Here is a 25,681-nt window from a genome sequence, read left to right on the forward strand (position 1 = left end):
TAGACCGTTTTAAACCGAAGTTTTACTTAACTCTCTGCTACGTTGTTCAGCGTCTTTCGTTGCTGCCCGCCGTGTCAGTGGATGCGCATTATAGGGATGCGAAGAATTAACGCAAGCACTTTTTGAAGGTTTTTTTGATTATTTTCAAATTAGTACAATAACCATACAAATAAAGGGCTACAAAGGGATTTTAGCTCAAAAAGCAGTCATTTTTGTGAAGGTAAAATGGCATAGAAAAAGCGACATGCTTTAAATTAGCTATGTCGCTTTTTATTTTTATAAGGCGGATTAGTTAGTAGAAATTTCCCAAACAGCGATTGAACCCGAAATTTCATTACCAACAACTAGCAATGCTTCATTCGTTGCACTTTGTTCTGCTGGTATAAATGCCATACCTTCAGGGGCAAGATCACCCGTAATATCTGCATCAGTTTCTAGACCACGATTAAAAAAGTAATCTTGGAATGTCACATTGTATGGATTAGTAATATCAAACACCATAATGCCACCCATACGCTCTAAACCAATAAATGCAAATGTACGCTCGCCAATAGTACCTAGTGCTAATGCTTCTGGTTCTGCACCTTTGTCATCAGAGCGACTATCACCGTCATTTTCATCTTCGTTATTATTGAATGCTGCTCCGTGAACTGATGCAGTAATGCGTGAAATTTGATCGCCAGAGTCAAAAACTACCATGCCGTTATTATCCCAGATGGTAAAGGAGCGGGCACCATATGCATAGAGTGATTCGTATTCGCCATTATTATCTTCATCACCTTTAACAGTGGTCACTTTTAAACGGCCAATATCACTGTTGTCATTGTTCAGGTAGTCAAAATTGCTTGCTAGTGTTAAGTCTTTAGCTCTTGTCTCATCTATATATGATAAACAACCGTCATCTTTATCATAATCAAGACCACCTTTAGCTATACAATCAGCTTCGTCGTTTGTATCAAAGAAGTATTCTCGTGCATCACCTTCGTTCGCTGTGACAATAAAGTTAGCACCTTTCCAGGTAAAGCTTGAAATAGTATCTGGTTGATACATGCCATAGAGGCCAGGGTATGATTTAAAGTTAACCCCACCGTCTTTATCTGATGCATCAAAAAGCAAATTAGACCAATCTTTAAAACCTAAGCCTTTAAGCTCTAGGCTATTATCTTCAAGATTGACGATAGCAAGGGCGTTATTTTCTTGTAGTGACACGTAGGCAAATTTATTATCTTTCGAAACGCTGATGTATTCAGGTTCTAAATCCATAGCCACGGTTGTATTAATCAAATTACCGTTGATTGTTCGACCTGTCGGGTTAGCAAATACAATCCCTCGCTCTTCAAGCTCTGCTTGTTTGTCGTTATAAGCTGAAAAAGTAATGCTAATAGCAGTATCTGCAATTACACCATCATTGATATTAATAATGCTAATTGAGCCTTCAGGGTCAATACTGTAATCACCATTAGGCTCACCTTCATTTGCAACCAGTACCTTATTGCCATCATGGCTAAAAGTAACCATGTCGGGTAGGGCGCCTACCGTTACATTCTTAATAAACAGAGGCTCATCGCCACTGATATCATAAAATGCGATTAAACCTTCATCACCGGTAATATCTGCGGCCATTGCAACTGCAAGAAGTTCATTATTAGCATCAATAGCGATACTGTTTGCATCACCCGCACTGTACTTATTAAGTGCAAGGGTAATCTCTGAGGTTAAATTAGTGCCGTTTATAACCCCTTCGTTATCTTTAACTAAAGCTGCACGGTCAAAGCTATCGGCTTTCATGATATTCACAACTGCCGAATCACCGGAGCTATTGATCGCAAAAATGCGTTGTTTAGAAGCTTGATAAGCGACAATCTCTGCTGCACCTTCCGGACTTTCTGCGTTAAGCACTGCACGACCGATAAGGTTTATACTTAAAGCCGCGTTTGCATCTGTACCATTTGCTCCGTCAGCTCCGTTAGTACCATCGGTGCCATTTTCCCCATCAATTCCGTTAGTACCATTTTGACCTGCAGGACCTTGTTCACCTTGTAGGCCATCTCTGCCGTCGTCACCGTCTAACGAGCAACCTGTAAGAATAGTTAAAAGTGATAGCGCAATAATTGATCTTTTTAACATTATTATTTTTCCTTGGTATTGTATTGAGGCAATTACAACACGCAGGCATTACAACTATATGGCACTTTTATGAGAACAAAATTTAGCCACAAAAAAAGCGAGTATAAACTCGCTTTTATTTATAAATTAGTAGGGTAGCTCACTACTTTTTGGTTGGACGCTTCCAGCCAGTTAGATTACGTTGTTTGCCACGAGCTACTGCAAGCTGCTCGTCTTCAACAGTATTAGTAATAACAGAACCTGCGCCAATCGTTGCCATTGAGCCAATATTCACCGGTGCGACTAGTGATGAGTTTGAACCAATAAAGGCGTTATCACCGATAATAGTTTTTGATTTGTTTACGCCATCATAGTTACAAGTAATAGTACCTGCGCCAATATTCACTTTTTCACCAACTTCAGTGTCACCTAAGTAGGTAAGATGATTTGCCTTTGAGCCTTTGCCTAAGCGAGTCTTTTTCATCTCAACAAAGTTACCGATATGCGAGTCTTCTTCCATAATCGCACCAGGGCGAAGGCGAGCATAAGGGCCTAAAGTACATTTAGCAGCAACACTCGCTTCTTCAACAAGTGAGTTAGCTTTAATTACAACGTTATCACCAACAGTACAATCTTTAAGTACGCAGTTAGGGCCAATTTGCACGTTATTACCTAGTGTTACTTTACCTTCGAAAATAACATTAACGTCGATTAGTACATCTTCGCCGGTAGTAACTTCACCACGCACATCAATACGCGCAGGATCAGCAAGTGTAGCACCATTAAGCATTAGCTCTTCGACTTGCCATGCTTGGTATGCACGTTCAAGAGCTGCAAGTTGAACGCGATTATTTGCGCCTTCGACTTCCATCGGGTGCTCGGGCTGTGCAGAAGTAATTTCAACACCTTCGCTATGTGCCATAGCAACGATATCTGTTAAATAGTATTCACCTTGAGCGTTGTTGTTCGATAGGTTACCTAACCAACGTTTAAGTAGCTCACCATTGGCAGCCATAATACCGGTATTAATTTCTTTAATTGCAAGTTGCTCAGCAGAGGCATCTTTTTGTTCGATAATACCCACTAGCTTGCCATTTTCACGGATCATACGACCATAACCTGATGGGTCATCTAAGGTAACGGTTAATACAGCTAAGCCTTTTTCTGGTGTCGCTGCGAGTAATTTCTCTAAGGTAGCGCGTTTTGTCAGTGGCACATCACCATAGAGAATTAATACAGTGTCGTCATCAGCAATGTGTTCTTTAGCAACTGCCACGGCATGACCCGTACCTAGTTGCTCTTCTTGTAATACCCAGTTTACTTGATTGTGCGATAGGGCATCTTGCAGCTGTTCACGGCCATGACCGTAAACAAGGTTCGTTTCACGAGCGCCAAGGGCAGTGGCATTATCAATAACGTGCTGCACCATAGGTTTACCAGCAACTTTGTGTAAAACCTTTGGTAGAGCAGAGCGCATACGAGTGCCTTTACCCGCAGCAAGAATAACGGTAGTCAGAGACATTAAAACAATATCCTTCTTTCTTTGTTTTAGGTGTGCAATATTTTGTGAGTTCTGGGAAACATACAAAGTTGTGTAAGTCACATCATGTGTAAATACGCAATCCTAATGAGTTGGACTGAACCTTGGATGAAACAGCTATTCACTATTAATTTACACTATTGTAGCGAGCTTTGATGAAGGATATAAGTATAAATATTAAGTAGGGTAGAAAGCCGTGAATTTCGGGCACAAAAAAGCCCACATTAAGTGGGCTTTTTGAAAACCGAGTAGGCTTACTTTTTACGTAATTGTTGAATTACGCGAAGTTGAGCGATTGCTTCAGCAAGTTGCACTGCAGCTTGTTGATAATCTAACTCAGCAGTTGACGTATTCGCCATTTGCTCTTCAGCATCACGTTTAGCTTTTTCAGCCGCTTGCTCGTCTAGGTCTTCACCACGTACTGCAGTATCTGCAAGAATCGTGATGCGATCCGGTTGAACTTCTAGCGTACCGCCAGCAATATACATCACGTCTTCGTGACCAAATTGCTTAACTAAACGTACCATACCAGGTTTTAGGGCAGTTAATAATGGAGCGTGACCATAGTTAACACCAAGGTCACCTTCACTACCACTCACTTGAATCGATTCAACCAGACCAGAGAACAAGCTCTCTTCTGCGCTTACTACGTCAAGATGTACAGTCATAGCCGCCATACTACCCTCCTAATTACATGCTTTTGGCTTTTTCTTGAGCTTCTTCAATAGAGCCAACCATGTAGAACGCTTGCTCTGGCATATCATCAAACTCACCGTTTAAGATACCTTTGAAGCCAGCAATTGTGTCTTTAAGTGACACGTATTTACCAGGCGCGCCTGTGAATACCTCAGCAACGAAGAACGGCTGAGATAGGAAACGCTGGATTTTACGTGCACGAGATACAACTTGCTTATCTTCGTCAGAAAGCTCGTCCATACCTAGGATTGCGATGATGTCTTTAAGTTCTTTATAACGTTGAAGAACTGTTTGAACGCCACGCGCTGTATCGTAGTGCTCTTGACCGATTACTAATGGGTCAAGTTGACGTGAAGATGAATCAAGTGGGTCTACCGCAGGGTAGATACCAAGTGAAGCGATATCACGAGAAAGTACTACTGTTGCATCTAAGTGAGCAAACGTTGTTGCTGGAGATGGGTCAGTTAAGTCATCCGCAGGTACGTATACCGCTTGGATTGAAGTGATTGAACCCGTCTTAGTAGATGCGATACGCTCTTGAAGTACACCCATTTCTTCAGCAAGAGTTGGTTGGTAACCTACTGCTGAAGGCATACGACCTAGAAGTGCTGATACCTCTGTACCCGCTAGAGTATAACGGTAGATGTTATCAACGAAGAAAAGTACGTCACGACCTTCGTCACGGAACTTCTCTGCCATAGTAAGACCAGTTAACGCTACGCGTAAACGGTTACCCGGTGGCTCATTCATTTGACCGTATACTAGAGATACTTTATCTAGTACGTTTGAGTCGTTCATCTCATGGTAGAAGTCATTACCCTCACGAGTACGCTCACCAACACCTGCGAATACTGAGTAACCGCTGTGCTCGATTGCGATGTTACGGATAAGTTCCATCATGTTTACGGTTTTACCAACACCGGCACCACCGAATAGACCAACTTTACCACCTTTAGCGAATGGACATACAAGGTCGATTACCTTGATACCAGTCTCTAAAAGTTCTACTGAACTTGATTGTTCTTCATAAGAAGGTGCTGCACGGTGAATAGACATACGCTCTTCTTCACCAATTGGACCAGCTTCATCAATAGGGTTACCTAATACGTCCATGATACGACCTAGTGTCTTCGTACCTACAGGAACGTGGATTGGCTGACCTGTACCTTCTACTGCAGTACCACGACGTAAACCGTCAGTAGTACCAAGTGCGATACCACGTACCACACCGCCACCTAGCTGTTGTTGAACTTCTAAAGTTAAACCAGCTAAGTCGCCATCTGTTACTTTTAGTGCGTCATATACGGCTGGCACGTTATCTTGTGGAAATTCGATATCCACAACGGCGCCGATAATTTGGACGACCTTACCTAAACTCATGTCTATTCCTCTCATTAAACTTTGCCGAAGCGTTAAACTGCTGCCGAGCCGCCAACAATCTCACTAATTTCTTGTGTGATTGCAGCTTGACGAGCCTTGTTATAAACAAGCTGTAACTCATCCATAAGGTCGCCTGCGTTATCTGTTGCAGCTTTCATTGCAACCATACGGGCAGCCTGTTCAGAGGCAGCGTTCTCAACTACACCTTGGTATACTTGAGACTCAATAAAGCGTACTAACAGAGCTTCTAAAATCGCATCTGGGTTTGGCTCATATAAGTAATCCCAAGAATGTTGAGATACTTCTTCTTCAGCTTTTGGCAAAGGGAGTAACTGATCGATTGTTGGCTCTTGCTTCATAGTATTAACGAACTTGTTAAATACTACGTATAAGCGGTCAATTTTACCTTCAGAGTATGCATCTAGCATTGTCTTTACAGGACCAATAACGTCTTGTAATGAAGGCGTATCTCCTAAGTTCGCTTTTTTAGCGACTAACTTACCGCCAAAACGTTGGAAAAAGCCAGCTGCTTTGCTACCTAAAGTAGTAAACTCAGCTTCAACGCCTTTTTCTTTCCACGCTTTCACGTCTAGGGCAACTTTTTTGAACTCGTTTGAGTTCAAGCCACCACATAGACCACGGTCAGTAGAGATAACAATATAACCAACTCGTTTTACTTCACGCTCTTCTAAGAAAGGGTGAGTAAAATCAAGATTTGCTTGAGCAACACGACCAATCACTTGGCGTAAGTTTTCAGCGTATGGACGGCTTGACGCCACACGTTCCTGCGCTTTTTTCATTTTAGACGCAGCAACCATTTCCATCGCGCTGGTGATCTTCTGAGTATTCTTGATACTCCCGATCTTGCTTTTAATCTCTTTTCCGCTGGCCATGACTCTCTCTCCGAATCAGGTGGGCTTTAGTTACCTAAAGCTCACCATTCATAACTAAATTACCAAGTTTGCGTCGACTTGAACTTCTCTAGAAGTTCTTTAAGTTGAGCTTCAATCTCAGCGTTGTAGTTACCAGTTTCATTGATTTGAGCCATTAGCTCTGCGTATGTGCTGTTTGCATAAGAAATTAGGCCAGCTTCGAAATCCATGATTTTCGCGATTTCGATGTCTTTTAGGTAGCCCTTTTCAGCAGCAAATAGCGACAGAGACATTTCAGCAACAGACATTGGTGCGTACTGTTTCTGCTTCATTAGCTCTGTTACGCGCTCACCATGCTCTAATTGAGCACGTGTTGCATCGTCAAGGTCAGACGCGAACTGCGAGAACGCAGCTAATTCACGGTACTGAGCTAACGCTAGACGGATACCACCACCTAGTTTCTTAACGATTTTAGTTTGCGCTGCACCACCAACACGAGATACCGAGATACCAGCGTTAACAGCTGGACGGATACCTGAGTTGAATAAGTCAGTTTCTAAGAAGATCTGACCATCGGTGATAGAGATAACGTTTGTCGGTACGAACGCAGAAACGTCGCCGCCTTGAGTTTCAATGATTGGCAATGCCGTCAGTGAACCTGTTTTACCTTTCACTTCACCATTAGTGAACTTCTCAACGTAATCAGCGTTTACACGTGATGCACGCTCTAGAAGACGTGAGTGAAGGTAGAATACGTCACCTGGGTATGCTTCACGGCCTGGTGGACGCTTAAGTAGTAATGAGATTTGACGGTAAGCAACAGCTTGCTTAGATAAATCATCATATACGATTAGCGCGTCTTCACCACGGTCACGGAAGTATTCACCCATAGTACAACCAGAGAATGGTGCTAGGTACTGAAGTGCCGCAGATTCAGAAGCAGATGCAACAACAACGATAGTGTTTTCAAGTGCACCGTGCTCTTCTAATTTACGTACTACGTTAGCGATTGTAGATGCTTTTTGACCAACTGCAACGTACACACACTTAACGCCTGTACCTTTTTGGTTGATGATTGCATCGATTGCTAATGCAGTTTTACCAGTTTGGCGGTCACCGATAACAAGCTCACGTTGACCACGACCTACTGGGATCATCGCATCGATAGATTTATAACCAGTTTGTACTGGCTCATCTACTGATTGACGTTCGATAACGCCTGGTGCGATTTTCTCAACAGGTTCAAAACCGTCGTTATCTAAAGCGCCTTTACCGTCGATAGGTGCACCTAGTGTGTTTACAACACGACCAAGTAGACCACGACCAACAGGAACCTCTAGGATACGACCAGTTGATTTAACTTTTACGCCTTCTTTAAGGTCAGCGTAAGGACCCATTACTACAGCACCTACTGAGTCACGCTCAAGGTTTAGTGCGATAGCATAACGGTTGCCAGGAAGCTCGATCATCTCACCTTGCATACAGTCAGCAAGACCGTGGATGCGGATGATACCGTCAGTAACAGATACGATAGTACCTTCGTTACGAGCTTCACTTACAACTTCGAACTGCTCAATACGTTGTTTGATCAGATCTGAAATTTCAGTGGAATTAAGTTGCATGCTCTTTTTCCCAATTACGATTGTAGTGATGTAGCTAAGCGGGCTAATTTGCCACGTACTGAGCCGTCAATTACAGTGTCACCCGCCTTAATGATAAGACCGCCAACAACTGTAGTATCTTCACTACAATTCAGCTTAACTTTGCGTGCGAAACGTTTTTCAAGTGCCGCTACCAATGATGCTTGCTGCTCAGCAGCTAGCGGTGTTGCAGAAACCACATCAACGTCGATTTCTTTGTCGTAGTCCGCTTTAAATTCAGCGAATAACTCTGCAACAGCAGGCAGTGCAACTAAACGTCCATTTTCAGCCATCACCTTGATTAGGTTCTGACCTTGTTCGTTGAGCTGCTCTGCACAGATCTTGATAAACAGATCTGCTTTTTCAGTAGCAGTAGGCAATCCAGCTAGCGCGGCAGCGGCTTGCTCATTGCTGGCAACATGGCCAGCAAAGAACAGCATGTCGTTCCAACTTTCAACAGTGCCTTTTTCAACGGCAAGTTCAAAAGCCGCTTTAGCGTATGGGCGAGCGATAGTAGCCAATTCAGACATGCTCATACCCTCCTAATTACAGCTCAGCGACAAGTTTTTCAACGATGTCACTGTGTGCGGCTTGATTGATTTCGCGCTCTAAAATCTTCTCAGCACCAACCACGGCCAGCGTCGCTACTTGTTTACGTAGTTCTTCTGTTACACGGTTACGCTCTGCTTCGATTTCAGAGTGCCCTTGAGCAATAATTTTTTCACGCTCTTGTTGACCACGAACAGTTTCTTCGTCAACGATTAGCGTGGCACGCTTTTTAGCTTGTTCAATGATATCAGCCGCTTGAGCTTTTGCCTCTTTAAGCTGCTCAGCAGCTTTCTTTTGCGCAAGTTCTAAGTCTTTTTCGGCTCTATCAGAGGCAGCTAAACCATCTTCGATTTTCTTCTGGCGAGCTTCAATTGCACCATTTAGTGGTGGCCATACGTATTTCATACAGAAAAGTACGAAAACCGTAAATGCAATTAATTCACCGATAAGAGTGGCTGTTAAGTTCACGACCGCTCCTCCTTAAAATAGTAAGCTGTTCAAAAAATAATATTAAAGTACGAACAACAATACCATTGCGATACCAACACCGATCATAGCTACGGCATCGATTAGACCAGCAAGGATGAACATCTTAACTTGTAATGAAGGTGCAAGCTCAGGTTGACGTGCACAAGCTTCTAGGAATTTACCACCCATGTTACCGAAGCCGATAGCAGTACCGATTGCACCGAAGCCGATAAGTAGAGCAACAGCGATGTACTTAAGACCAATCATTAGTTCCATTTTTTTCTCCAAAGTTTCAATTGTAAATTAAAGTTAAAATTTAAAAGTGTAAAAAATTAGTGATTATCTGAGCTTGCCATGCTTAGGTAAACGATTGTAAGCATCATAAATACGAATGCTTGCAGTACGATTACTAAGATGTGGAATACAGCCCAAATAAAGTGCAACGGTAGTTGCATTAAACCAACTGCGCCGATCAAGATGAAAATCAACTCACCAGCATATAAGTTACCGAATAAACGCAATGCTAACGAGAACGGCTTAGCAACTAAAGCGATTGTTTCTAGTAATAAATTACATGGGATTAAGAACACCATCGCTAGCTTGTTTTTAGAGCTGAACGGGTGAAGCGTTAATTCAGCTAAGAATCCGCCAATCCCTTTGATTTTGATTGCATAACCGATCATCAGAATGAATACACCAATAGCAAGTGCAGCAGTCATATTGATGTCTGTTGTAGGTACAATCTTCATGTAAACGTCGTGAGAATCCATACCAAATGCTTGCTCGCCAACAAAGCCAGCTAATGCAGGTAGGAAATCAACCGGAATCAAGTCCATTAAGTTCATTAAGAACACCCAAACGAAAATCGTTAGAGCTAATGGAGCGATTAATGCGCTTTTACCATGGTATGTGTCACGTACGTTGTCGCCAACGAACTCAACAATCATTTCAATGAAACACTGAAATTTACCCGGTACACCGGTATTTGCTTTTTTAGCGGCACCACGGAAGATCCATAAAAATACCAGACCTAAACCGATTGACCATGCGAGGGTATCTATATTCCATGTCCAGAAACCACTGTCTGCACACGCTTTGTTGAAGGCAAGACCAGCGTCGGTCGAGCACATCTTAGCGTTAGTTAAGTGGTGCTGAATATGGCTTGATAGAGTTACTTCTTCTGCAGCCATGTTATATCCCAAAAGTTAATGATTAAAAAAAACGGGCGCAAACAATCCGCTAAATAACACCAATACATACACACAGAAAAACGGTAATAAAACGACCGTATAAGACTTCAGTATCAGTGCAAACAAAACGATTGTTAGCATAAATTTTAATCCGTTGCCGCGCTTTAGCGAGGCATACACTTGATTTACTCGACTTGCACCCATATAACGGAATGCATAGACAGCAAATACAAAATTAGGGAGTAGTGCAACAGCTCCGCCAGCAAGCGCTGACTGGCCGGCATTGACTCCCCAACCTATAAAAACAATTACTGCAGCGATAAATGCTACGATACCCTGAAGACAAATTAATTTAAATGCGGCAAGCCTATACGGCTTTGCTAACCTATTAGTCACGTTTTGTTAACCTTTAGAACGTTAAATTGTCAGGGTATGAAAACTGGCGAAATTATACTGATTCCTACCAGTTTTGCAACTTGAGTCGACCCTTTGTAGTGCAAAAACACCACAAATGTCTCTTTTTGGACATGTTATTAATTAATGACGGGAATAGTCTTAATTTATACGGCTTAAAATGCCATCTAACTCATCAAGAGTTGTATAAGAGATAACCAGTTTGCCTTTGCCTTTTTTATTGTAGTTTATTTCTACTTTAGCGCCTAAATTTTCAGCAAGCTTTTGTTCTAACTGTTTGACATCTGGATCTTTTTCTTGCACTTCTTTCTTTGGGGCTGGTTCTAAAATAGAACGCACTAGCTTTTCAGTTTCACGAACAGTTAAAGCTTTAGCAACGGCTAATCGAGCAGCATCTGATTGCGCTTCGCCTTCAAGTGCTAATAAACAACGTGCATGACCCATTTCAATGTCGCCATGCTCTAACAAAATTTTAACATCTTCATTGAGATTATTTAGGCGTAGTAAATTAGTCACAGTAGTACGAGATTTACCAACTGCCTCGGCGACTTGTTGATGAGTTAGTTCAAATTCGTTAAGTAAACGATTTAACGCAATCGCTTCTTCCATCGCATTTAGATCTTCACGTTGAATATTTTCTATAAGCGCGATAGCAACGGCCGCTTCATCAGGTACATCTTTGATGATACATGGAACAGCATCTAATTTTGCAAGTTGAGCAGCACGCCAACGACGCTCACCGGCGATAATCTCATATTTTTCTGCACCAATTTGGCGCACAACAATCGGCTGAATGATGCCTTGAGCACGTATTGAGTTAGCTAACTCTTCAAGCGCTTCTTCAGACATGTCTTTACGCGGTTGATATTTACCCGATTGTAAAAACTCAATCGCTAACTTTTGCAGCTCACCTTTACTTTGCTCTGCAACGACCTCAGAGACTTGCTCTTGTGTTGCAGTCGCTTGTTGCTGATTATTTGCACTTGGGGCAGGTTTTGATGAACTTAATAAAGCGTCGAGTCCTCGGCCTAAACCGCGTTTTTTAGCAGACATGTTATTTTTTTACCTCGAAGTTAGGCTACTGCTGAAGATGTTTTCTCTTTTCTACGTAACATTTCGCCGGCTAGGGCTAAGTAAGCTTTAGCACCACTTGATGCACGGTCATAATACATGGCAGGGGCACCAAAACTCGGCGCTTCTGCTAAACGGACATTACGTGGGATAACGGTACGATATACTTTATCGCCAAAATGTTGTTTGAGTTGTTCTGATACATCATTTGCAAGGCGATTGCGCGGATCATACATGGTGCGCAAAATCCCTTCAATTGTTAACGCTGGATTTACTAGCTTAGATAGCTGAGTAATGGTATCCATTAATGCCGTTAAACCTTCAAGGGCATAATACTCACATTGCATCGGAACTAAAATCGAATCTGCGGCAGCCATTGCATTAACAGTAAGCATGTTAAGTGAAGGCGGGCAGTCGATAAAAATGAAATCGTATTGGTCTTGAATTTGTTCAAGCGCATTACGTAAACGCACTTCACGCGCAAACAATTCCATTAATTTAACTTCAGCGGCAGTCACATCGCCATTAGCAGCAATTAAGTGATACTCACCTGAGGTTTCTTTATTGATAACTTCATCGATTGGTGTTTCTTCAATCAATAAATCGTAAATAGTCGCAACATCACCGTATTTATCGACACCACTACCCATGGTAGCGTTTCCTTGCGGATCAAGATCGATTAATAACACTTTACGCTTCGTCGCGGCCATCGATGCCGCAAGATTCACAGCGGTGGTTGTTTTACCAACACCACCTTTTTGGTTTGCTAATGCGATGACTTTTGCCACAGTGTTCTGATCCCTAGTCTTTAGAAAGAATGATTAGATGTCTTTGCGCATCTAACTCAGGTACTTCCAAGCTGATTTTTTCATCAAACTTAATACCTTTAGGTAATGAGTCTAGTTCTTCGCTCGGAAATACGCCTTTTAAGGCGATAAATTTACCTGAATGATCAATCAAGTGCGCACACCAGTCAACCATATCTTGTAAAGAGGCAAATGCACGACTTAATACACCATCTAATTTAACACTTGGTTGATATTCTTCAACTCTAGACTGCACTGGGGTTACATTTTCAAGGCCAAGTGCATGTTTTACCTGCATCAAAAAGCGCACGCGTTTACCTAAACTATCTAACAATACAAATTGTGTATCAGGTAAAGCGATGGCTAATACGATACCCGGTAAACCAGGACCCGTACCAACATCAATGTAATGTTTGCCTTTAAGGTGTGGCGCAACAACTAAGCTATCCATGATATGTTTAACCATCATTTCTTCAGGTAAACGAACAGAGGTTAAGTTATATGCTTTGTTCCACTTGTCTAATAATTCAACATATTGTACAAGTTGTTGTTGCTGCTTTTCTGTTAGCGCAATATCAGTTTGCGCTAACAGTGAAGTTAATTGTTGTTGTAACACTGTATTCCTCACCAACTACGCAGTCTTGCGCAGTAAGCCTTGCTTTTTCAGATAGACTAATAATAGCGAAATAGCTGCAGGGGTGATACCTGAAATACGTGATGCTTGGCCAATTGTATCTGGACGACTATCAGTAAGTTTCGCGATAACCTCATTTGATAAACCAGAAACAGTTGAATAATCAAAGTCTTTTGGTAATACAGTTTGTTCATGACGTAGCTGCTTATTGATCTCATCTTGTTGACGAGCAATATAGCCTGCGTACTTAGTATGGATCTCAACTTGCTCAAGTGCAGCTTGGTTATCGAACTCAGAGCCTAAACCATCGATCGCCATTAGGTCGTTATAACGAACTTCAGGACGACGGATCAGATCTTCAAGGCTCGCTTCACGAGTCAGTGGTGTTTTTAATAACGCATTTACTTGATCAACAGCCACGTGATCTTTATGGATCCAGGTTTCTTTTAAGCGTTGTGTTTCTTTTTCAATGATTTCCATTTTTTCGTTGAAGGCAGCCCAACGAGCATCGTCAACTAAGCCAAGTTCACGGCCTTTAGCAGTTAAACGAATGTCGGCATTATCTTCACGAAGTAATAAACGGTATTCAGCACGGCTGGTAAACATACGGTACGGTTCTTTAGTACCTAATGTTGCTAAGTCATCAATCAGTACACCTGTATATGCTTCATCACGACGAGGTGTCCAAGGTTCTTTACCTTGTACTTGTAATGCTGCGTTCATACCAGCAATTAAACCTTGCGCACCAGCTTCTTCGTAGCCTGTTGTGCCATTGATCTGGCCTGCGAAGAATAAACCATTAATAAACTTAGTTTCTAATGATTGTTTTAAGTCTCGTGGATCAAAGAAATCATACTCAATGGCATAACCAGGACGACAGATATGTGCATTTTCAAAGCCAGTAATTGATTGCACAATTTCAAGTTGCACATCAAATGGTAAACTCGTCGAGATACCATTTGGATATAATTCGTATGATGTTAAGCCTTCTGGCTCAACAAAGATTTGATGTTTATCTTTATCAGCAAAACGTACGATCTTATCTTCAATTGATGGGCAGTAACGTGGACCAATACCTTCAATAACACCAGAGTACATAGGTGAACGATGCAGGTTATTACGGATCACATCATGTGTTTTTTCATTTGTATAAGTGATGTAACACGGGATCTGCTGTGGGTGATCCGATTGTTTACCCATAAATGAGAATACTGGAGTAGGAGTATCACCAGGCTGTTCTTGCATCTTGCTAAAATCAACAGTACGCGCATCAATACGAGGAGGCGTGCCTGTTTTTAAACGATCAACACGGAACGGTAATTCACGTAAACGCTCTGCAAGTGCAATTGAAGGTGGATCACCAGCACGACCCCCTTTGAAGTTCTCTAAACCAATATGGATCTGACCACCTAAGAAAGTACCCACAGTAAGAACCACTGAAGGCGCACTAAAACGAAGACCCATTTGAGTTACAACACCGATTACTCGATCGCCTTCAACGATTAGATCGTCACATGACTGCTGGAAGATCTTTAAATTTTCTTGATGTTGTAAAGTGTGTTGAATAGCGGCTTTATACAAAGCACGGTCAGCTTGCGCACGTGTAGCACGTACTGCAGGGCCTTTAGATGAGTTTAAGGTACGAAATTGAATACCACCTTTATCGATAGCCTGAGCCATTGCACCGCCAAGTGCATCGATCTCTTTAACTAAATGGCCTTTACCAATACCGCCAATTGCCGGATTACAAGACATTTGACCAAGAGTATCCATATTATGAGTTAGCAATAGGGTATTCATGCCCATGCGAGCAGATGCTAATGCAGCTTCAGTACCTGCATGCCCACCACCTACAACAATAACATCAAAACGTTCGTGAAAAATCATTTATGGGATCCTACTAATCAACCAGCAAAACTTTGTAAAGGGAGCGTATTCTACCTAGAAATTTAGAGAAGATAAATGATTAAACAGTGCTCAAGATCTAAGTAGGTGATCTCTAATAATATAAAGGATCTTTTAAAGAGATCTTTTATTACTCTTATTACTAGTGAGGGCTAGATCTGTTGATAATGTTCAATTTACTTTTTAAAACATTGCTTTAAGGCAGATCTAAAGGTGTTAGTATGATCGGATCTTCCGGCGTAAAAGCTTTGATCAAAAGGGCTATTTATACACAGGGCAATATCGGTTGGATCTTATCCAAGGGATAAACTAGGTTAAAATCGCAGTTAGATCAGTGTTTATCCACAATCCGATCTAAATTATCAGTAAATTGTGGGTAACTTTTATTACAACGATCAACACCGATCGGCTTAATTGAGTCCTACAGCCTCGATCCAGCTTGGTAACCAAGCTAAAGCTGTGTCTTCTGGTAACGCTTCATCAAGAATATTTAGCTCTAAGCGTTCTGCCACGCGGTTTGCACCTTTATTTGCTAATAACTCATCTAGATTACGGCCTGCATAGTTATAGGTGTCGTAGCTAGTGTCGCCTAATCCGATCACACTGTAGTTTAATCCTTTAAGATCAGCCTGTTGGTTAATAGATTCAACAAATGGCAGTAGGTTCTCTGGGTAGTCTCCCGCGCCATATGTAGAAGTACATAACAACCAAATAGTATCTTGCTGATCAATATCATCAAATACAGGCTGTTCATGAAGCTGCACTTGGATCCCTTGTTGTTCAAGGGCTTCTGCTAGTTGCTCTGCCACGTATTCAGCAGATCCCATTTGGCTGCCAACGATGATATTTACTGATTGCATGTGATTGATCATGTATAGAAATAAGTGGCCACATGATAACTAAGTTAGGGTGTGAGTAAAGCGTTGAATTACGATCTGAATAAGTTTTTCTGCCTAAAATAACGGCTTAAATTCAATGTTTTTTATAATTTACTGTTTTTAATGGTTTTTTATATTTATTCGTAAATTAAACCCTTTGATCAAGCTGTTAATAAATTTGGGGAAAGTTCTGATCAAGCTAAAATTTAGAAACTGTATAACTTTGCTAAGTTGTTGATCTTTAATTGCGTGTAAGCGCTTTATTTTTCAGATCGGATTAAAATGGAGAGTATGATCGTTTTGTGGATAGATCGCTTGTTGATAACGATCGGTTTGTAATTTGCGATCAATAAAATAGATCGAAAAAAACTTAAATATGGGCAAATAAAGGCTGCTTTTTAGAAAATTAATTATCAAAAAGGGCTGTTGTTTGTAAATAAGTTCAAATTTCAGCGTTTTTTTATGATCAAATCAGCCTTTAGATCTAAAAACACCTCAATTGTGGATAACATTTTTAGCTAAAGTCGATCTTAAAAGCTGTTTTGATCTGATTTTTTAGCTCGCTAAGTTAATTTGCGATCTGAGTTAAACTGTTTTTTATCGTATTTCCGACTAGATCATAGAGCGAATTACCCAATGAAAACCGTTTTGCGCCACCAGCGAAAGCGGCTTTTGCTGAGTTAAAATTGTTCATAGCCATCACATTTAGTGGCATATCTATCGCGTTAGCTAAGCTGGTTATGTGCTCTATATTAGTTAAGCCAGGTACAAAAAGACCATCTGCACCTGCATCTTGATAAGCTTTTGCGCGCTTCAATGTGACTTTAAAAGGGCTGTCACTAACAAAGTAGGTATCGGTTCTGGCGTTAATAAATAAACTGCCGAAGCCATTTTCGTTAAGTACTTTCTTTATCTCACTAATAATAGTGCATTGCTGTTTGATAGATCTGAGTGCATTCGTGTCTTTGTCTGAGTCTTCAATGTTGATACCTGCAACCCCCAATTTTGCTAACGCAAGAACGTTTTGGCTAATTTGCAGCGGATCGTTACTGTATCCTGATTCTATATCGACAGAGAGTGGAATATGTATGTATTTGGTCAAGCTTTTAACCAGCGCTAACTGAGTTTGAAAAGAGATGTTCTCACCATCAGCTAAACCTAAACTTTCAGCAATGCCCCAGCTGGTTGTTGCTACAGCTTTAGCTCCTGCGGCCTGAATGAATTGTGCTGAACTAAGATCCCACGCATTAGCGAGTACAAAGCCTATTTGCTGGTGGTGTAATTGATGAAAGAGTTGATATTTGTCCATGACGTCCTCCGTTTAATGACATCGCTAGACTAATTGATTTGGGTTTAATTACTGGCTGGTTTCGGCCCTGAACCGATAATTGATTACTGAATTAAAAACAAAAAAAAGAGTCGCAAGACTCTTTTTTATAATATTGATGACCGGAATTTATTTACCGATACAGAACGAACTAAAGATTTTTCCTAGCAAGTCATCAGAAGTAAATTCACCCGTTATCTCATTTAAGAACTGTTGTGTTAGGCGTAACTCTTCAGCCAGGATCTCACCAGCAATATGCATCTCTAATTGCTCTTTGCCTGTGTTTAAATGATAGGCTGCGTGATCAAGTGCATCTAAGTGACGACGGCGTGCCATAAATCCACCTTCAGTTGCCCCTTGGAAACCTATACATGCCTTTAAGTGAGTACGAACTAACTCTATACCCTCTGCATTTTTGGCACTTAAACGGATCACCGGATATTGTTCATGTTCATCCATTCCGACATTTTCACCGGAAATATCGGCTTTATTTCGGATCACAGTAACGCCCATACCCTCTGGTAACTTGGCCATAAATTCCGGCCAAATATCATGAGGGTCAGTGGCTGATGTGTCTGTGCCGTCTAACATAAATAGTACGCGATCGGCTTGGTTAATTTCTTCCCATGCGCGCTCTATACCAATTTGTTCTACTTTATCAGGGCTTTCGCGTAGGCCTGCGGTATCAATAATATGCAGTGGCATACCATCAATGTGGATATGTTCACGCAATACGTCACGTGTTGTACCGGCTATTTCGGTAACGATAGCTGCATCTCGGCCAGCTAATGCATTTAATAGGCTTGATTTACCAGCGTTAGGGCGACCTGCAATAACAACACGCATACCTTCACGCATGATGCTACCTTGTTTTGCTTGCTGAGTTACATTTTCTAATTGATCAATAATGGCATTGAGATCTGCTGATACTTTACCGTCTGATAGGAAGTCGATTTCTTCATCTGGAAAGTCAATAGCGGCTTCAACGTACATACGTAGGTGAATGACTTTTTCCACCAGCGTTTCGATGTGCTTAGAAAATTCACCTTGCAGAGATTGTAGGGCACTTTTTGCTGCCTGTTCACTGGTTGCATTGATGAGGTCGGCAATTGCCTCTGCTTGAGTTAAATCAAGCTTGTCATTCATAAATGCGCGCTCAGAGAACTCCCCCGGCTTTGCTAAACGAACACCGTCAATTTGGCTAATTTCTTTTAATAGCATATCAAGTACAACAGGACCGCCATGACCTTGCAGCTCAAGTACGTCTTCACCGGTAAATGAATTTGGTCCTTGGAAGTATATAGCAATACCTTGGTCAAGCTGCTCACCGCTCAAGCTTTTAAATGGCACATAGTCTGCGTAACGTGTTTTAGGACAACGGCCAATAATGTGCTCTGCCACTGTTTTAGCTAAGCTGCCAGAGACGCGAATAATACCAACCCCACCACGTCCTGGTGCGGTCGCTTGTGCTGCAATTGTGTCTTGATTAATCATGCGATGAAAAATGCCAATAAAAGAATGAATGCTGGCTCTATTGTAACCTATGGCTTAATTTCATGCGAATAGCTGTTTAACCAATGAAGTGTTAAAAGCGCATTGTAAGTAATACTTTATTTAGCTCCGATTAATAAAAAACGTCATTGCAAATGATAATTATATTCATTAACATGTTTCGCATTATTCATTTTGTCCCTTTTTATTATGCGTCTTTCTGCTGTTTTTATTGCACTTGCTGCTGGTTTTTCGGCCATTGTCCATGCTCAAACAGAAGTTACTACTTCTGATCAAACCAATTCTAAAGAGATCGAAAAAATAGAAGTTGTTGGCCGTGCGTTTTCTTTATATCGCCCAACCGAGTCAAGCTTTGCAACTCGTACAAATACACCTTTAGAGAAAATTCCTCAGTCAATCCAAATTCTGCCGCAGGAGCTGATCAGCGATCAGGCTGCTCGTCAAATTACCGACCTTTATAGCAATATTGCTGGCGTTAATGCTTTTAGTTATTCGGGCGTGACATTCCGTGGTTTCCGCCAAGATGAGATTTTATATGATGGCGTAAAGGGCGACCCTTTCAATGGTTTTGCTGTACCGCAATTATTTAATATTGAACAAGTTGCGGTTTTAAAAGGGCCTGCTGGCGCTATATATGGTAGTGGTAATCCAGGCGGTATTATTAACTATGTAACTAAGAAGCCTAAATTCACCAGTGAACACAGTATTGAAGTTGAAGTAGGTAATGATGACTTCTTCAGTGGTGCATTAGAAAGCACTGGAACATTGAGTGAATCACTTGATAATCATGCTTACCGTGTTGGTCTTTACCGTGATACTGAAAAGCCATTCCGTGCTAACACTAGCAGCGATAATACTATTGTTGATCTTGGTTATACGTGGCTTATTAACAGTGCAACCGAATTGACCACTCAGTATACCTATATAGAGCAAGAGTTGGGTGGGGCACGTTTACGTGGAGTCCCTGCTGATGATAATGGCAATTTTTTAACTGATATTAGCTGGAATCATAACGAGGCGACAGACTTTCAAAATGTTGAAGCCCATGTCTATCAGGCTACTTTAAAACATGAGTTTAATGATATTTGGCGAACAGATGTCACAACACGCTATTTTGATAACAAAGAAGTACAAAACTACCATGAGCCAAGAGGGCTTGTAGATACTGATGACGACGGTATTGTAGATTGGAGCCATCGTGAGTTTCGCGATCAAGTACGTGAAAACGAAGGCTTTAGTTTAACTGCTAATGCGATTGCAGAATTTATAATTGCAGACATGCAACATCAAGTGCTGCTTGGTAGTGACTGGTATGAGCATGACTTTGAAAGTGCTTACCGCACAGCAAAGCAACAGAGTAAAGGAGGCCCTGTACCAGGCCTTGCTCTTAACGATCCTGAATATGGTTTAACCTCTGCTGATGATTATGATCTTGATAGTATTAAACCAAGGTTAGGTAAAACAAATAGCACTCGCTTTGGTGCGTACTTGCAAGATCAGCTTGATATAACTGCAAATTGGAGTGTTACTGCTGGCTTAAGATATGACCGTTTTGAAGATAAAGATCTGTTAAATCAAACCGAGTTTTCTGATAGCGACTTAACCTACCGTATTGGTACCAGCTATAACATTAACAATATGTTCTTTCCTTATGCGCTTCATGGTACTGGCTTTGTACCACAGGGTGCCAGTGATCAAGAAACAGCAAAAGGCGGACCATTCTCGCCAGAGACTAGCCGTATTAATGAGTTAGGTTTAAGAACCAAATTATTAGAAGACACACTTGCTGTTAATATGGCTGTGTACGATATCGTACGTAAAAACATTCTGCAGCCTAGTTTATTGGGTGATGTTGCAGGCGACGGCGTTGATGACTTAGTTGCGGTGGGTGAAGTTCAAAGTAAAGGTTTTGAACTAGAAGTGGTTGGTGATATCACTGAGCGCTGGGTGGTTACTGCAAGCTACGCCTATAATGATGCCCGTATTACTGAAGCAAATGACAGTATTCGTAACCAAATTCCTGATAGCGATAAATTTGCCAACGCACCGCAAAATACTTTAGGTATATGGACACGCTATGAGCTAGCTAGTTTATCGTCATCTATTTCTGCTGGTTTAGATTATGTTGATGAACAGCTTAGTTTAGGTGGTCAACGCGTTAAACCTTACACTATTTACAACATGGCGTGGCAAACAACCGTTGATAACTGGCAATGGCAGCTATCAGTTAAGAACTTGTTTGATAAAGAATACGCAAGCAGTGGCTTTATCGAGCGAACAGGGCACTTTCCTGGTGAACCACGCCGTGTCTATTTAAGTGCTAAATACAACTTTTAATGGTGGCGTGTGAACGCTAAAAGTTGGTTTAACTTACATTCATGGGCAGGACTCTTTGTTGGAGTCCTGCTTTTTGTTACCTGCGTATCGGGCACACTCGCTACGTTAAGTCATGAACTCGAATACTTAACAGACGCTAAGTACCGTGCTTTAACTTCTTCTGCCTCTACTAACTACCAAGCTCTCGAAAACACCCTTAATAAGCATTATCCGCAAGCTCAGTTACTCTATATACAACGTCATAAGCAAGATTACCTAGCCACTGAAGCGGCCCTTAAAGTCGGTGATTCATTTCGTTTTGTGTATTTAGATGCAGCAACGGGTCGCTTACTCGGTGAAGGAGAGTGGGCGCGGATATCGCGGTTTTTACGTAACTGGCATATGAATTTGTCGATGGGCTGGACGGGTAAATTAATCGTCACCAGTTTGAGTATTTTACTTGTTATTTTATTGGTCTCGAGTATTTATGTGTATCGGCGCTGGTGGCAAGGTTTTATAAAAAAACCTGCTGCGCTTAGCCTTGATAAGCGCAGTAGTTGGTCTGATTGGCATAAGCTGTTAGGGCTTTGGAGTTTATGGTTTATTGCTGTGATGGCCATCACAGGGGTTTGGTATCTGATAGAACATGGACTGCAAACCGCGAAGGTACCTCACTATGTATCTAGTCCACAAGCCTTGAGTGAGTTTAAAAAACAAAGTCCTCGCAAAGGTCTATCGCCAATTAGTTTAGCTGCTGCTTATGAAGCCGCTCAACAGGCATTTACTAGCCTTGATATTCGCTATATTCGTTATCCTAATGAAGCAAATCAGCCTATTGAAGTGCGTGGTTACAACGATGATATTTTACTACGCCTACGTGCTAACCGGGTTTATTTAAAACCAAGTTCCGGTGAAGTTCTTGGTATACAAAAAGGGGAAGAACTAAACCTGCTTCCACGAATTAAAGACACCGCAGATCCGCTGCACTTTGGTAACTTTGCAGGAATTGGTACCAAGCTTATTTGGGCGCTATTTGGTGCATTGATGAGCTTTGTAAGCGCTGCTGGCATCTATATGAGTTGGCTTAGGGTTAAGCGTAAAACAACGACTGGAAAGTGGCTTGGTTTATCTGGGGTGATTGCAATCGGTTTGGTGGTTGCTTCGCTGCTAACTACAAGTTTGAGCTTTACTGAACGTAGTATGCCCAATCAAGTTTATTCTCCTATACTCGGTTAGCTATTTTCAGGCATTAAAAAAGGCGCAGTTAGCGCCTTTTTTATTGGGTTAAGAGTTTAGCCTCTTACCTTAATACCTTTTTTCTCCATACCGCGGTAGATGATTAGCATCTGTGCGATTGAGATAAGGTTCGATACTAACCAGTAAAGTACTAGGCCAGATGGGAACCACAAGAAGAAAATAGAGAATACTACTGGCATAAAGGTCATCATTTTTTGCTGCATAGGGTCAGTAACCGTCATAGGTTGCAGCTTTTGAGTGATGAACATACTTAAACCAAATAAAACCGGTAATACGTAGTATGGGTCCATTGCTGATAAGTCATTTAACCATAAAAAGAATTCAGCATGACGTAGCTCTGTTGATTCTAAGAATACGTAGAATAATGCTAAGAAGATTGGCATTTGTAGTAACAGCGGGAAACAGCCACCCATAGGGTTCACTTTTTCTTTGCGGTACATTTCCATCATAGCTTGACCGAATTTTTGACGGTCATCACCATACTTCTCTTTTAGCGCAGCCATTTTAGGCTGTAATGCACGCATCTTCGCCATTGACGTGTATTGTGCTTTTGTTAGCGGGTACATTGCTGTCTTAACGATAACCGTGATTGCTATGATAGCTAGACCCCAGTTACCTAGAATGCTGTGTAACCACTTAAGTAATACGAATAGTGGTTGTGAGATAAACCATAACCAACCGTAGTCTACGGTTAAATCTAAGTCTGGGTGAATTGCTTCTAGTACGTCAGACTCTTTCGGGCCCATATAGTAAGTTGAGCTAAGTGTTGCTTGCGTACCCGCTTGTACGTTAACTGCTTCACCTTTAGTACCAATAATTGCCGCATTACCAGATACAAGCTTAGTGTAAAGAGTGTTTTGTTGGTCTTGCTTAGGTACCCATGCACTTACAAAGTAGTGTTGAATAAATGCAATGTAGCCGCCAGATGTAGTGATATTAAGGTTCTTATCAGCCATATCTGAGAAGCTGTACTTTTCATATGGCTCTTCTTCAGTACCATATGCGCCGCCTAAGTAGTTTTGATCTACTAAACTACCTTTTTCTTGTACTGTGCGTTTTACTTGCGTGTATAACTGAACTTGAATTGGATCAGCTGTTACGTTGTTTACTGTGTACTCTAAATCTACAGCGTAGTCGCCTTTTTTGAAGATATAAGTTTTAGTAAACGTCACACCTTTACTGTCAGTAAACTCAAGTGGTACACGTAGCTCATCACCCGTTAAAGTGAATGCTTTTTGTGTGGTTTTATAAACAGGGCGGCCTTTCAGGGTTGTCTCTGGGCCATTTAAACCAATTAAGCCACTTTGCGAGAAGTATTGGTTACCGTCAAACTCACCAAGTAGCATGAAAGGTGTTTCACCGCCTTTTACCTCTTCGTACTGAAGTAAGTCTGCTTCAATAATGTCACCACCTTGGGTGTCAATTTTAACAGTGAATACATCAGTTGTTACATCGATAACTGAGCGCTTTGCTGTAGTAGCAGCTGGAACTTCACCGTCAGATGATGCTGGAATAAAGTCATCAGATTCTGGTGTTGTTGCGCCTAGTGTTTGTGTTGTGGCACTTGGATCAGCTTTTGGTGCGTTGTAGTCGTTATTCCATTCTTGAAATAATAAAAACGACACAAGCATCAAGCCGATTAATAAAAACGTGCGTTGCGATTCCATAACAGCTCTTATTTCTCGTGTTGGTGGTTAATATGATTTTTTGCCGGTACGGGATCATCCCCACCAGCATGTAAAGGGTGGCATTTTAATATGCGTTTAACAGCTAACCAACTGCCTTTTACACTTCCATGCAAATTAATTGCTTGAATAGCGTAACTAGAGCAGGTTGGATTAAAACGACAATGCGGGCCTAATAGTGGGCTTATCCATTTTTGATAGCCGCGTATTAGCATGACTAAACAGCGCTTTGGAATAGCAACAAGTGGTTTAAGTAACCTCATGATGTGTCTGCCCCTGCGTTAATTTAGTCAATGGATACCATGAATTTAAATTCCCATCGTAGAATTTTAAATGCATGATTAAAAGGTGAGCTAAAGATACCTTAATTAAGCCTGTAATTCTATTGCTATCAGGCTTGTTTATTAGATTTAGCTGATTTATTCGGGCGTTTTTTAAATGGTGGTGGTTTAGGTGCACCAGGCTTGCAGCGTTCGTTAATTTTTCGCCACAATTTATTTAGTTGCTTTGTTAGCTCTTCGTTGGACTGTTCATCAATACCACTTTTAACCATAAGCACAATATCAATGTTATCGATTTTATGTTGATTTAAACGGAAACTTTCGCGAGCAAGTCGTTTAATTCGATTACGTTGACAGGCTTTTTTAACGCGTTTTTTTGCGACCGTAAGACCTAATCGAGGATTAGTTTGGTCATTGCGTTTAGCTAATAGAGTAAAGAAAGGAGTCGCAGCGCGTGCTGGTTCATTAAAGATTCGAGAGTAATGCGAGGGAGTTAACAGACGTAACTCCCTGCTGAAGCTAAAGTCTTCCACTTATATTAAGCAGAAAGAACTTTACGGCCTTTAGCACGACGACGAGCTAATACTTTACGGCCATTTGCTGATGCCATACGAGCACGGAAACCGTGTGTACGTTTGCGTTTTAAAACGCTAGGTTGAAAAGTTCTTTTCATAACAATTCCATCCGATCGGTTAAGGTTAAAACATCCTATGCAGGTCGCGATCCTGGCACAGGTGCCATTGCGAGCGCGAGATATTATAGATGAAGACAATAAAAGTCAATCATTAAAACGCTGCAGAGGTAGTAATTATAAAGGATCCTTTTTCGTGATCATATAGGATCATCATAAATAAGAAGTTTTCCACAGCCTCTGTATAAAAAGTGAATAAAAGCTTGGGAAAAGCCAATTCGATCGTAGAATTTGATCGCGATCTGCCTGCAAATTTGTTATGATCACTGTTCGAGCTTAAAAAATAAATTTCTTAAAAATCAGTGTTTTATTCTTTTATGTTGCTGAGATCATATTTTTCATAAAAATCAATCTTGTACTTGTGGATAAAGTACCTTCATAATAGTCGGTCTGGGCCAAGAAAGTTGGTCAAAGATTAGCAATAAATGTTTGATTTTCCATCATTAAAGATGAACGGGAATAA

Annotated in this window: 24 protein-coding genes; 2 read left to right on the plus strand and 22 right to left on the minus strand. The window is 41.3% G+C overall.

The window, feature by feature from the left end; translation table 11 throughout:
* Positions 1–288: 288 nt before the first annotated feature.
* The 18 genes from HCZ11_RS16840 to mnmE all read right to left on the minus strand — a co-directional run bounded on the left by HCZ11_RS16840 (position 289) and on the right by mnmE (position 18,970).
* Positions 289–2,127, minus strand: a complete 1,839-nt coding sequence (locus tag HCZ11_RS16840) for a choice-of-anchor I family protein (protein WP_167659025.1) — start codon at positions 2,125–2,127, stop codon at positions 289–291.
* A 142-nt stretch (positions 2,128–2,269) separates the two neighbouring features.
* Positions 2,270–3,628: a bifunctional UDP-N-acetylglucosamine diphosphorylase/glucosamine-1-phosphate N-acetyltransferase GlmU gene (glmU, locus tag HCZ11_RS16845; protein ID WP_167659026.1), complete on the minus strand. Its 1,359-nt coding sequence runs from the start codon at positions 3,626–3,628 to the stop codon at positions 2,270–2,272.
* A 272-nt stretch (positions 3,629–3,900) separates the two neighbouring features.
* On the minus strand, positions 3,901–4,323 hold the full coding sequence (locus HCZ11_RS16850; protein WP_054554812.1) for a F0F1 ATP synthase subunit epsilon: 423 nt from the start codon (positions 4,321–4,323) through the stop codon (positions 3,901–3,903).
* 13 nt (positions 4,324–4,336) lie between these two features.
* Positions 4,337–5,722, minus strand: coding sequence for a F0F1 ATP synthase subunit beta (gene atpD, locus HCZ11_RS16855; RefSeq protein ID WP_054554811.1), 1,386 nt, complete (start codon positions 5,720–5,722; stop codon positions 4,337–4,339).
* 32 nt (positions 5,723–5,754) lie between these two features.
* Entirely contained in the window at positions 5,755–6,615 is an 861-nt protein-coding gene (gene atpG / locus HCZ11_RS16860) for a F0F1 ATP synthase subunit gamma (protein WP_062568484.1), read from the minus strand.
* 59 nt (positions 6,616–6,674) lie between these two features.
* Positions 6,675–8,216, minus strand: a complete 1,542-nt coding sequence (gene atpA / locus HCZ11_RS16865; RefSeq protein ID WP_054554809.1) for a F0F1 ATP synthase subunit alpha — start codon at positions 8,214–8,216, stop codon at positions 6,675–6,677.
* A 14-nt stretch (positions 8,217–8,230) separates the two neighbouring features.
* Complete coding sequence (atpH, locus tag HCZ11_RS16870; protein ID WP_167659027.1) at positions 8,231–8,764, minus strand: F0F1 ATP synthase subunit delta; 534 nt, start codon at positions 8,762–8,764, stop codon at positions 8,231–8,233.
* A 16-nt stretch (positions 8,765–8,780) separates the two neighbouring features.
* Positions 8,781–9,251 (minus strand): F0F1 ATP synthase subunit B, encoded by a 471-nt coding sequence (gene atpF, locus HCZ11_RS16875; RefSeq protein ID WP_054554807.1) that lies wholly within the window; start codon positions 9,249–9,251, stop codon positions 8,781–8,783.
* Between the two features lie 42 nt (positions 9,252–9,293).
* Positions 9,294–9,527, minus strand: a complete 234-nt coding sequence (atpE, locus tag HCZ11_RS16880) for a F0F1 ATP synthase subunit C (protein WP_010561330.1) — start codon at positions 9,525–9,527, stop codon at positions 9,294–9,296.
* Positions 9,528–9,583: 56 nt separating this feature from the next.
* The gene (atpB, locus tag HCZ11_RS16885) at positions 9,584–10,441 is read right to left on the minus strand and encodes a F0F1 ATP synthase subunit A (RefSeq protein WP_130050136.1); all 858 of its coding nucleotides are present in this window, start codon (positions 10,439–10,441) and stop codon (positions 9,584–9,586) included.
* Between the two features lie 15 nt (positions 10,442–10,456).
* Positions 10,457–10,837: an ATP synthase subunit I gene (locus tag HCZ11_RS16890; protein WP_130050135.1), complete on the minus strand. Its 381-nt coding sequence runs from the start codon at positions 10,835–10,837 to the stop codon at positions 10,457–10,459.
* 159 nt (positions 10,838–10,996) lie between these two features.
* Complete coding sequence (locus HCZ11_RS16895; protein ID WP_167659028.1) at positions 10,997–11,908, minus strand: ParB/RepB/Spo0J family partition protein; 912 nt, start codon at positions 11,906–11,908, stop codon at positions 10,997–10,999.
* 20 nt (positions 11,909–11,928) lie between these two features.
* Positions 11,929–12,714 carry a ParA family protein gene (locus HCZ11_RS16900; RefSeq protein ID WP_054554803.1) on the minus strand — a complete coding sequence of 262 codons (786 nt, stop codon included), beginning with the start codon at positions 12,712–12,714 and terminating at the stop codon, positions 11,929–11,931.
* 13 nt (positions 12,715–12,727) lie between these two features.
* Complete coding sequence (gene rsmG, locus HCZ11_RS16905; protein WP_054554802.1) at positions 12,728–13,348, minus strand: 16S rRNA (guanine(527)-N(7))-methyltransferase RsmG; 621 nt, start codon at positions 13,346–13,348, stop codon at positions 12,728–12,730.
* Between the two features lie 15 nt (positions 13,349–13,363).
* A complete protein-coding gene (mnmG, locus tag HCZ11_RS16910; RefSeq protein ID WP_130050133.1) occupies positions 13,364–15,253 on the minus strand; it encodes a tRNA uridine-5-carboxymethylaminomethyl(34) synthesis enzyme MnmG in 1,890 nt (629 codons plus the stop codon).
* A gap of 428 nt (positions 15,254–15,681) precedes the next feature.
* Positions 15,682–16,131, minus strand: a complete 450-nt coding sequence (mioC, locus tag HCZ11_RS16915; protein WP_130050132.1) for an FMN-binding protein MioC — start codon at positions 16,129–16,131, stop codon at positions 15,682–15,684.
* Between the two features lie 586 nt (positions 16,132–16,717).
* The gene (locus HCZ11_RS16920; protein WP_167659029.1) at positions 16,718–17,458 is read right to left on the minus strand and encodes an isocitrate lyase/phosphoenolpyruvate mutase family protein; all 741 of its coding nucleotides are present in this window, start codon (positions 17,456–17,458) and stop codon (positions 16,718–16,720) included.
* Between the two features lie 147 nt (positions 17,459–17,605).
* Complete coding sequence (gene mnmE, locus HCZ11_RS16925; RefSeq protein WP_130050130.1) at positions 17,606–18,970, minus strand: tRNA uridine-5-carboxymethylaminomethyl(34) synthesis GTPase MnmE; 1,365 nt, start codon at positions 18,968–18,970, stop codon at positions 17,606–17,608.
* Positions 18,971–19,177: 207 nt separating this feature from the next.
* Here mnmE and HCZ11_RS16930 point away from each other — a divergent pair, with 207 nt between their 5' ends.
* Together HCZ11_RS16930 and HCZ11_RS16935 are read left to right on the plus strand one after the other, a co-directional pair.
* The gene (locus HCZ11_RS16930) at positions 19,178–21,325 is read left to right on the plus strand and encodes a TonB-dependent siderophore receptor (protein ID WP_167659030.1); all 2,148 of its coding nucleotides are present in this window, start codon (positions 19,178–19,180) and stop codon (positions 21,323–21,325) included.
* A 9-nt stretch (positions 21,326–21,334) separates the two neighbouring features.
* Positions 21,335–22,540: a PepSY-associated TM helix domain-containing protein gene (locus HCZ11_RS16935; RefSeq protein ID WP_167659031.1), complete on the plus strand. Its 1,206-nt coding sequence runs from the start codon at positions 21,335–21,337 to the stop codon at positions 22,538–22,540.
* Positions 22,541–22,596: 56 nt separating this feature from the next.
* Here the strand turns inward: HCZ11_RS16935 and yidC are convergent, their stop codons facing one another.
* From yidC to rpmH, 4 genes are all read right to left on the minus strand, one after another.
* The gene (gene yidC / locus HCZ11_RS16940) at positions 22,597–24,228 is read right to left on the minus strand and encodes a membrane protein insertase YidC (protein WP_167659032.1); all 1,632 of its coding nucleotides are present in this window, start codon (positions 24,226–24,228) and stop codon (positions 22,597–22,599) included.
* Positions 24,229–24,236: 8 nt separating this feature from the next.
* Positions 24,237–24,509 (minus strand): membrane protein insertion efficiency factor YidD, encoded by a 273-nt coding sequence (gene yidD, locus HCZ11_RS16945; protein ID WP_054563758.1) that lies wholly within the window; start codon positions 24,507–24,509, stop codon positions 24,237–24,239.
* Between the two features lie 128 nt (positions 24,510–24,637).
* Positions 24,638–25,060, minus strand: coding sequence for a ribonuclease P protein component (rnpA, locus tag HCZ11_RS16950; RefSeq protein ID WP_130050126.1), 423 nt, complete (start codon positions 25,058–25,060; stop codon positions 24,638–24,640).
* A gap of 5 nt (positions 25,061–25,065) precedes the next feature.
* Positions 25,066–25,200 carry a 50S ribosomal protein L34 gene (rpmH, locus tag HCZ11_RS16955; protein WP_045980711.1) on the minus strand — a complete coding sequence of 45 codons (135 nt, stop codon included), beginning with the start codon at positions 25,198–25,200 and terminating at the stop codon, positions 25,066–25,068.
* Positions 25,201–25,681: the final 481 nt, after the last annotated feature.

The organism is Pseudoalteromonas sp. HF66 (assembly GCF_011806445.1).
Lineage (GTDB): Bacteria > Pseudomonadota > Gammaproteobacteria > Enterobacterales > Alteromonadaceae > Pseudoalteromonas > Pseudoalteromonas apostichopi.

What these genes read in the sequence shown, in the direction of transcription:
- HCZ11_RS16850 (WP_054554812.1), bottom strand. Translation starts at nt 4,323, where the DNA reads ATGGCGGCTATGACTGTACATCTTGACGTAGTAAGCGCAGAAGAGAGC.
- atpE (WP_010561330.1), bottom strand. Translation starts at nt 9,527, where the DNA reads ATGGAACTAATGATTGGTCTTAAGTACATCGCTGTTGCTCTACTTATC.
- glmU (WP_167659026.1), bottom strand. Translation starts at nt 3,628, where the DNA reads ATGTCTCTGACTACCGTTATTCTTGCTGCGGGTAAAGGCACTCGTATG.
- yidC (WP_167659032.1), bottom strand. Translation starts at nt 24,228, where the DNA reads ATGGAATCGCAACGCACGTTTTTATTAATCGGCTTGATGCTTGTGTCG.
- atpA (WP_054554809.1), bottom strand. Translation starts at nt 8,216, where the DNA reads ATGCAACTTAATTCCACTGAAATTTCAGATCTGATCAAACAACGTATT.
- atpG (WP_062568484.1), bottom strand. Translation starts at nt 6,615, where the DNA reads ATGGCCAGCGGAAAAGAGATTAAAAGCAAGATCGGGAGTATCAAGAAT.
- HCZ11_RS16895 (WP_167659028.1), bottom strand. Translation starts at nt 11,908, where the DNA reads ATGTCTGCTAAAAAACGCGGTTTAGGCCGAGGACTCGACGCTTTATTA.
- HCZ11_RS16840 (WP_167659025.1), bottom strand. Translation starts at nt 2,127, where the DNA reads ATGTTAAAAAGATCAATTATTGCGCTATCACTTTTAACTATTCTTACA.
- HCZ11_RS16930 (WP_167659030.1), top strand. Translation starts at nt 19,178, where the DNA reads ATGCGTCTTTCTGCTGTTTTTATTGCACTTGCTGCTGGTTTTTCGGCC.
- mnmE (WP_130050130.1), bottom strand. Translation starts at nt 18,970, where the DNA reads ATGATTAATCAAGACACAATTGCAGCACAAGCGACCGCACCAGGACGT.
- atpD (WP_054554811.1), bottom strand. Translation starts at nt 5,722, where the DNA reads ATGAGTTTAGGTAAGGTCGTCCAAATTATCGGCGCCGTTGTGGATATC.
- rpmH (WP_045980711.1), bottom strand. Translation starts at nt 25,200, where the DNA reads ATGAAAAGAACTTTTCAACCTAGCGTTTTAAAACGCAAACGTACACAC.
- atpH (WP_167659027.1), bottom strand. Translation starts at nt 8,764, where the DNA reads ATGTCTGAATTGGCTACTATCGCTCGCCCATACGCTAAAGCGGCTTTT.
- HCZ11_RS16920 (WP_167659029.1), bottom strand. Translation starts at nt 17,458, where the DNA reads ATGGACAAATATCAACTCTTTCATCAATTACACCACCAGCAAATAGGC.
- atpB (WP_130050136.1), bottom strand. Translation starts at nt 10,441, where the DNA reads ATGGCTGCAGAAGAAGTAACTCTATCAAGCCATATTCAGCACCACTTA.
- mioC (WP_130050132.1), bottom strand. Translation starts at nt 16,131, where the DNA reads ATGCAATCAGTAAATATCATCGTTGGCAGCCAAATGGGATCTGCTGAA.
- yidD (WP_054563758.1), bottom strand. Translation starts at nt 24,509, where the DNA reads ATGAGGTTACTTAAACCACTTGTTGCTATTCCAAAGCGCTGTTTAGTC.
- mnmG (WP_130050133.1), bottom strand. Translation starts at nt 15,253, where the DNA reads ATGATTTTTCACGAACGTTTTGATGTTATTGTTGTAGGTGGTGGGCAT.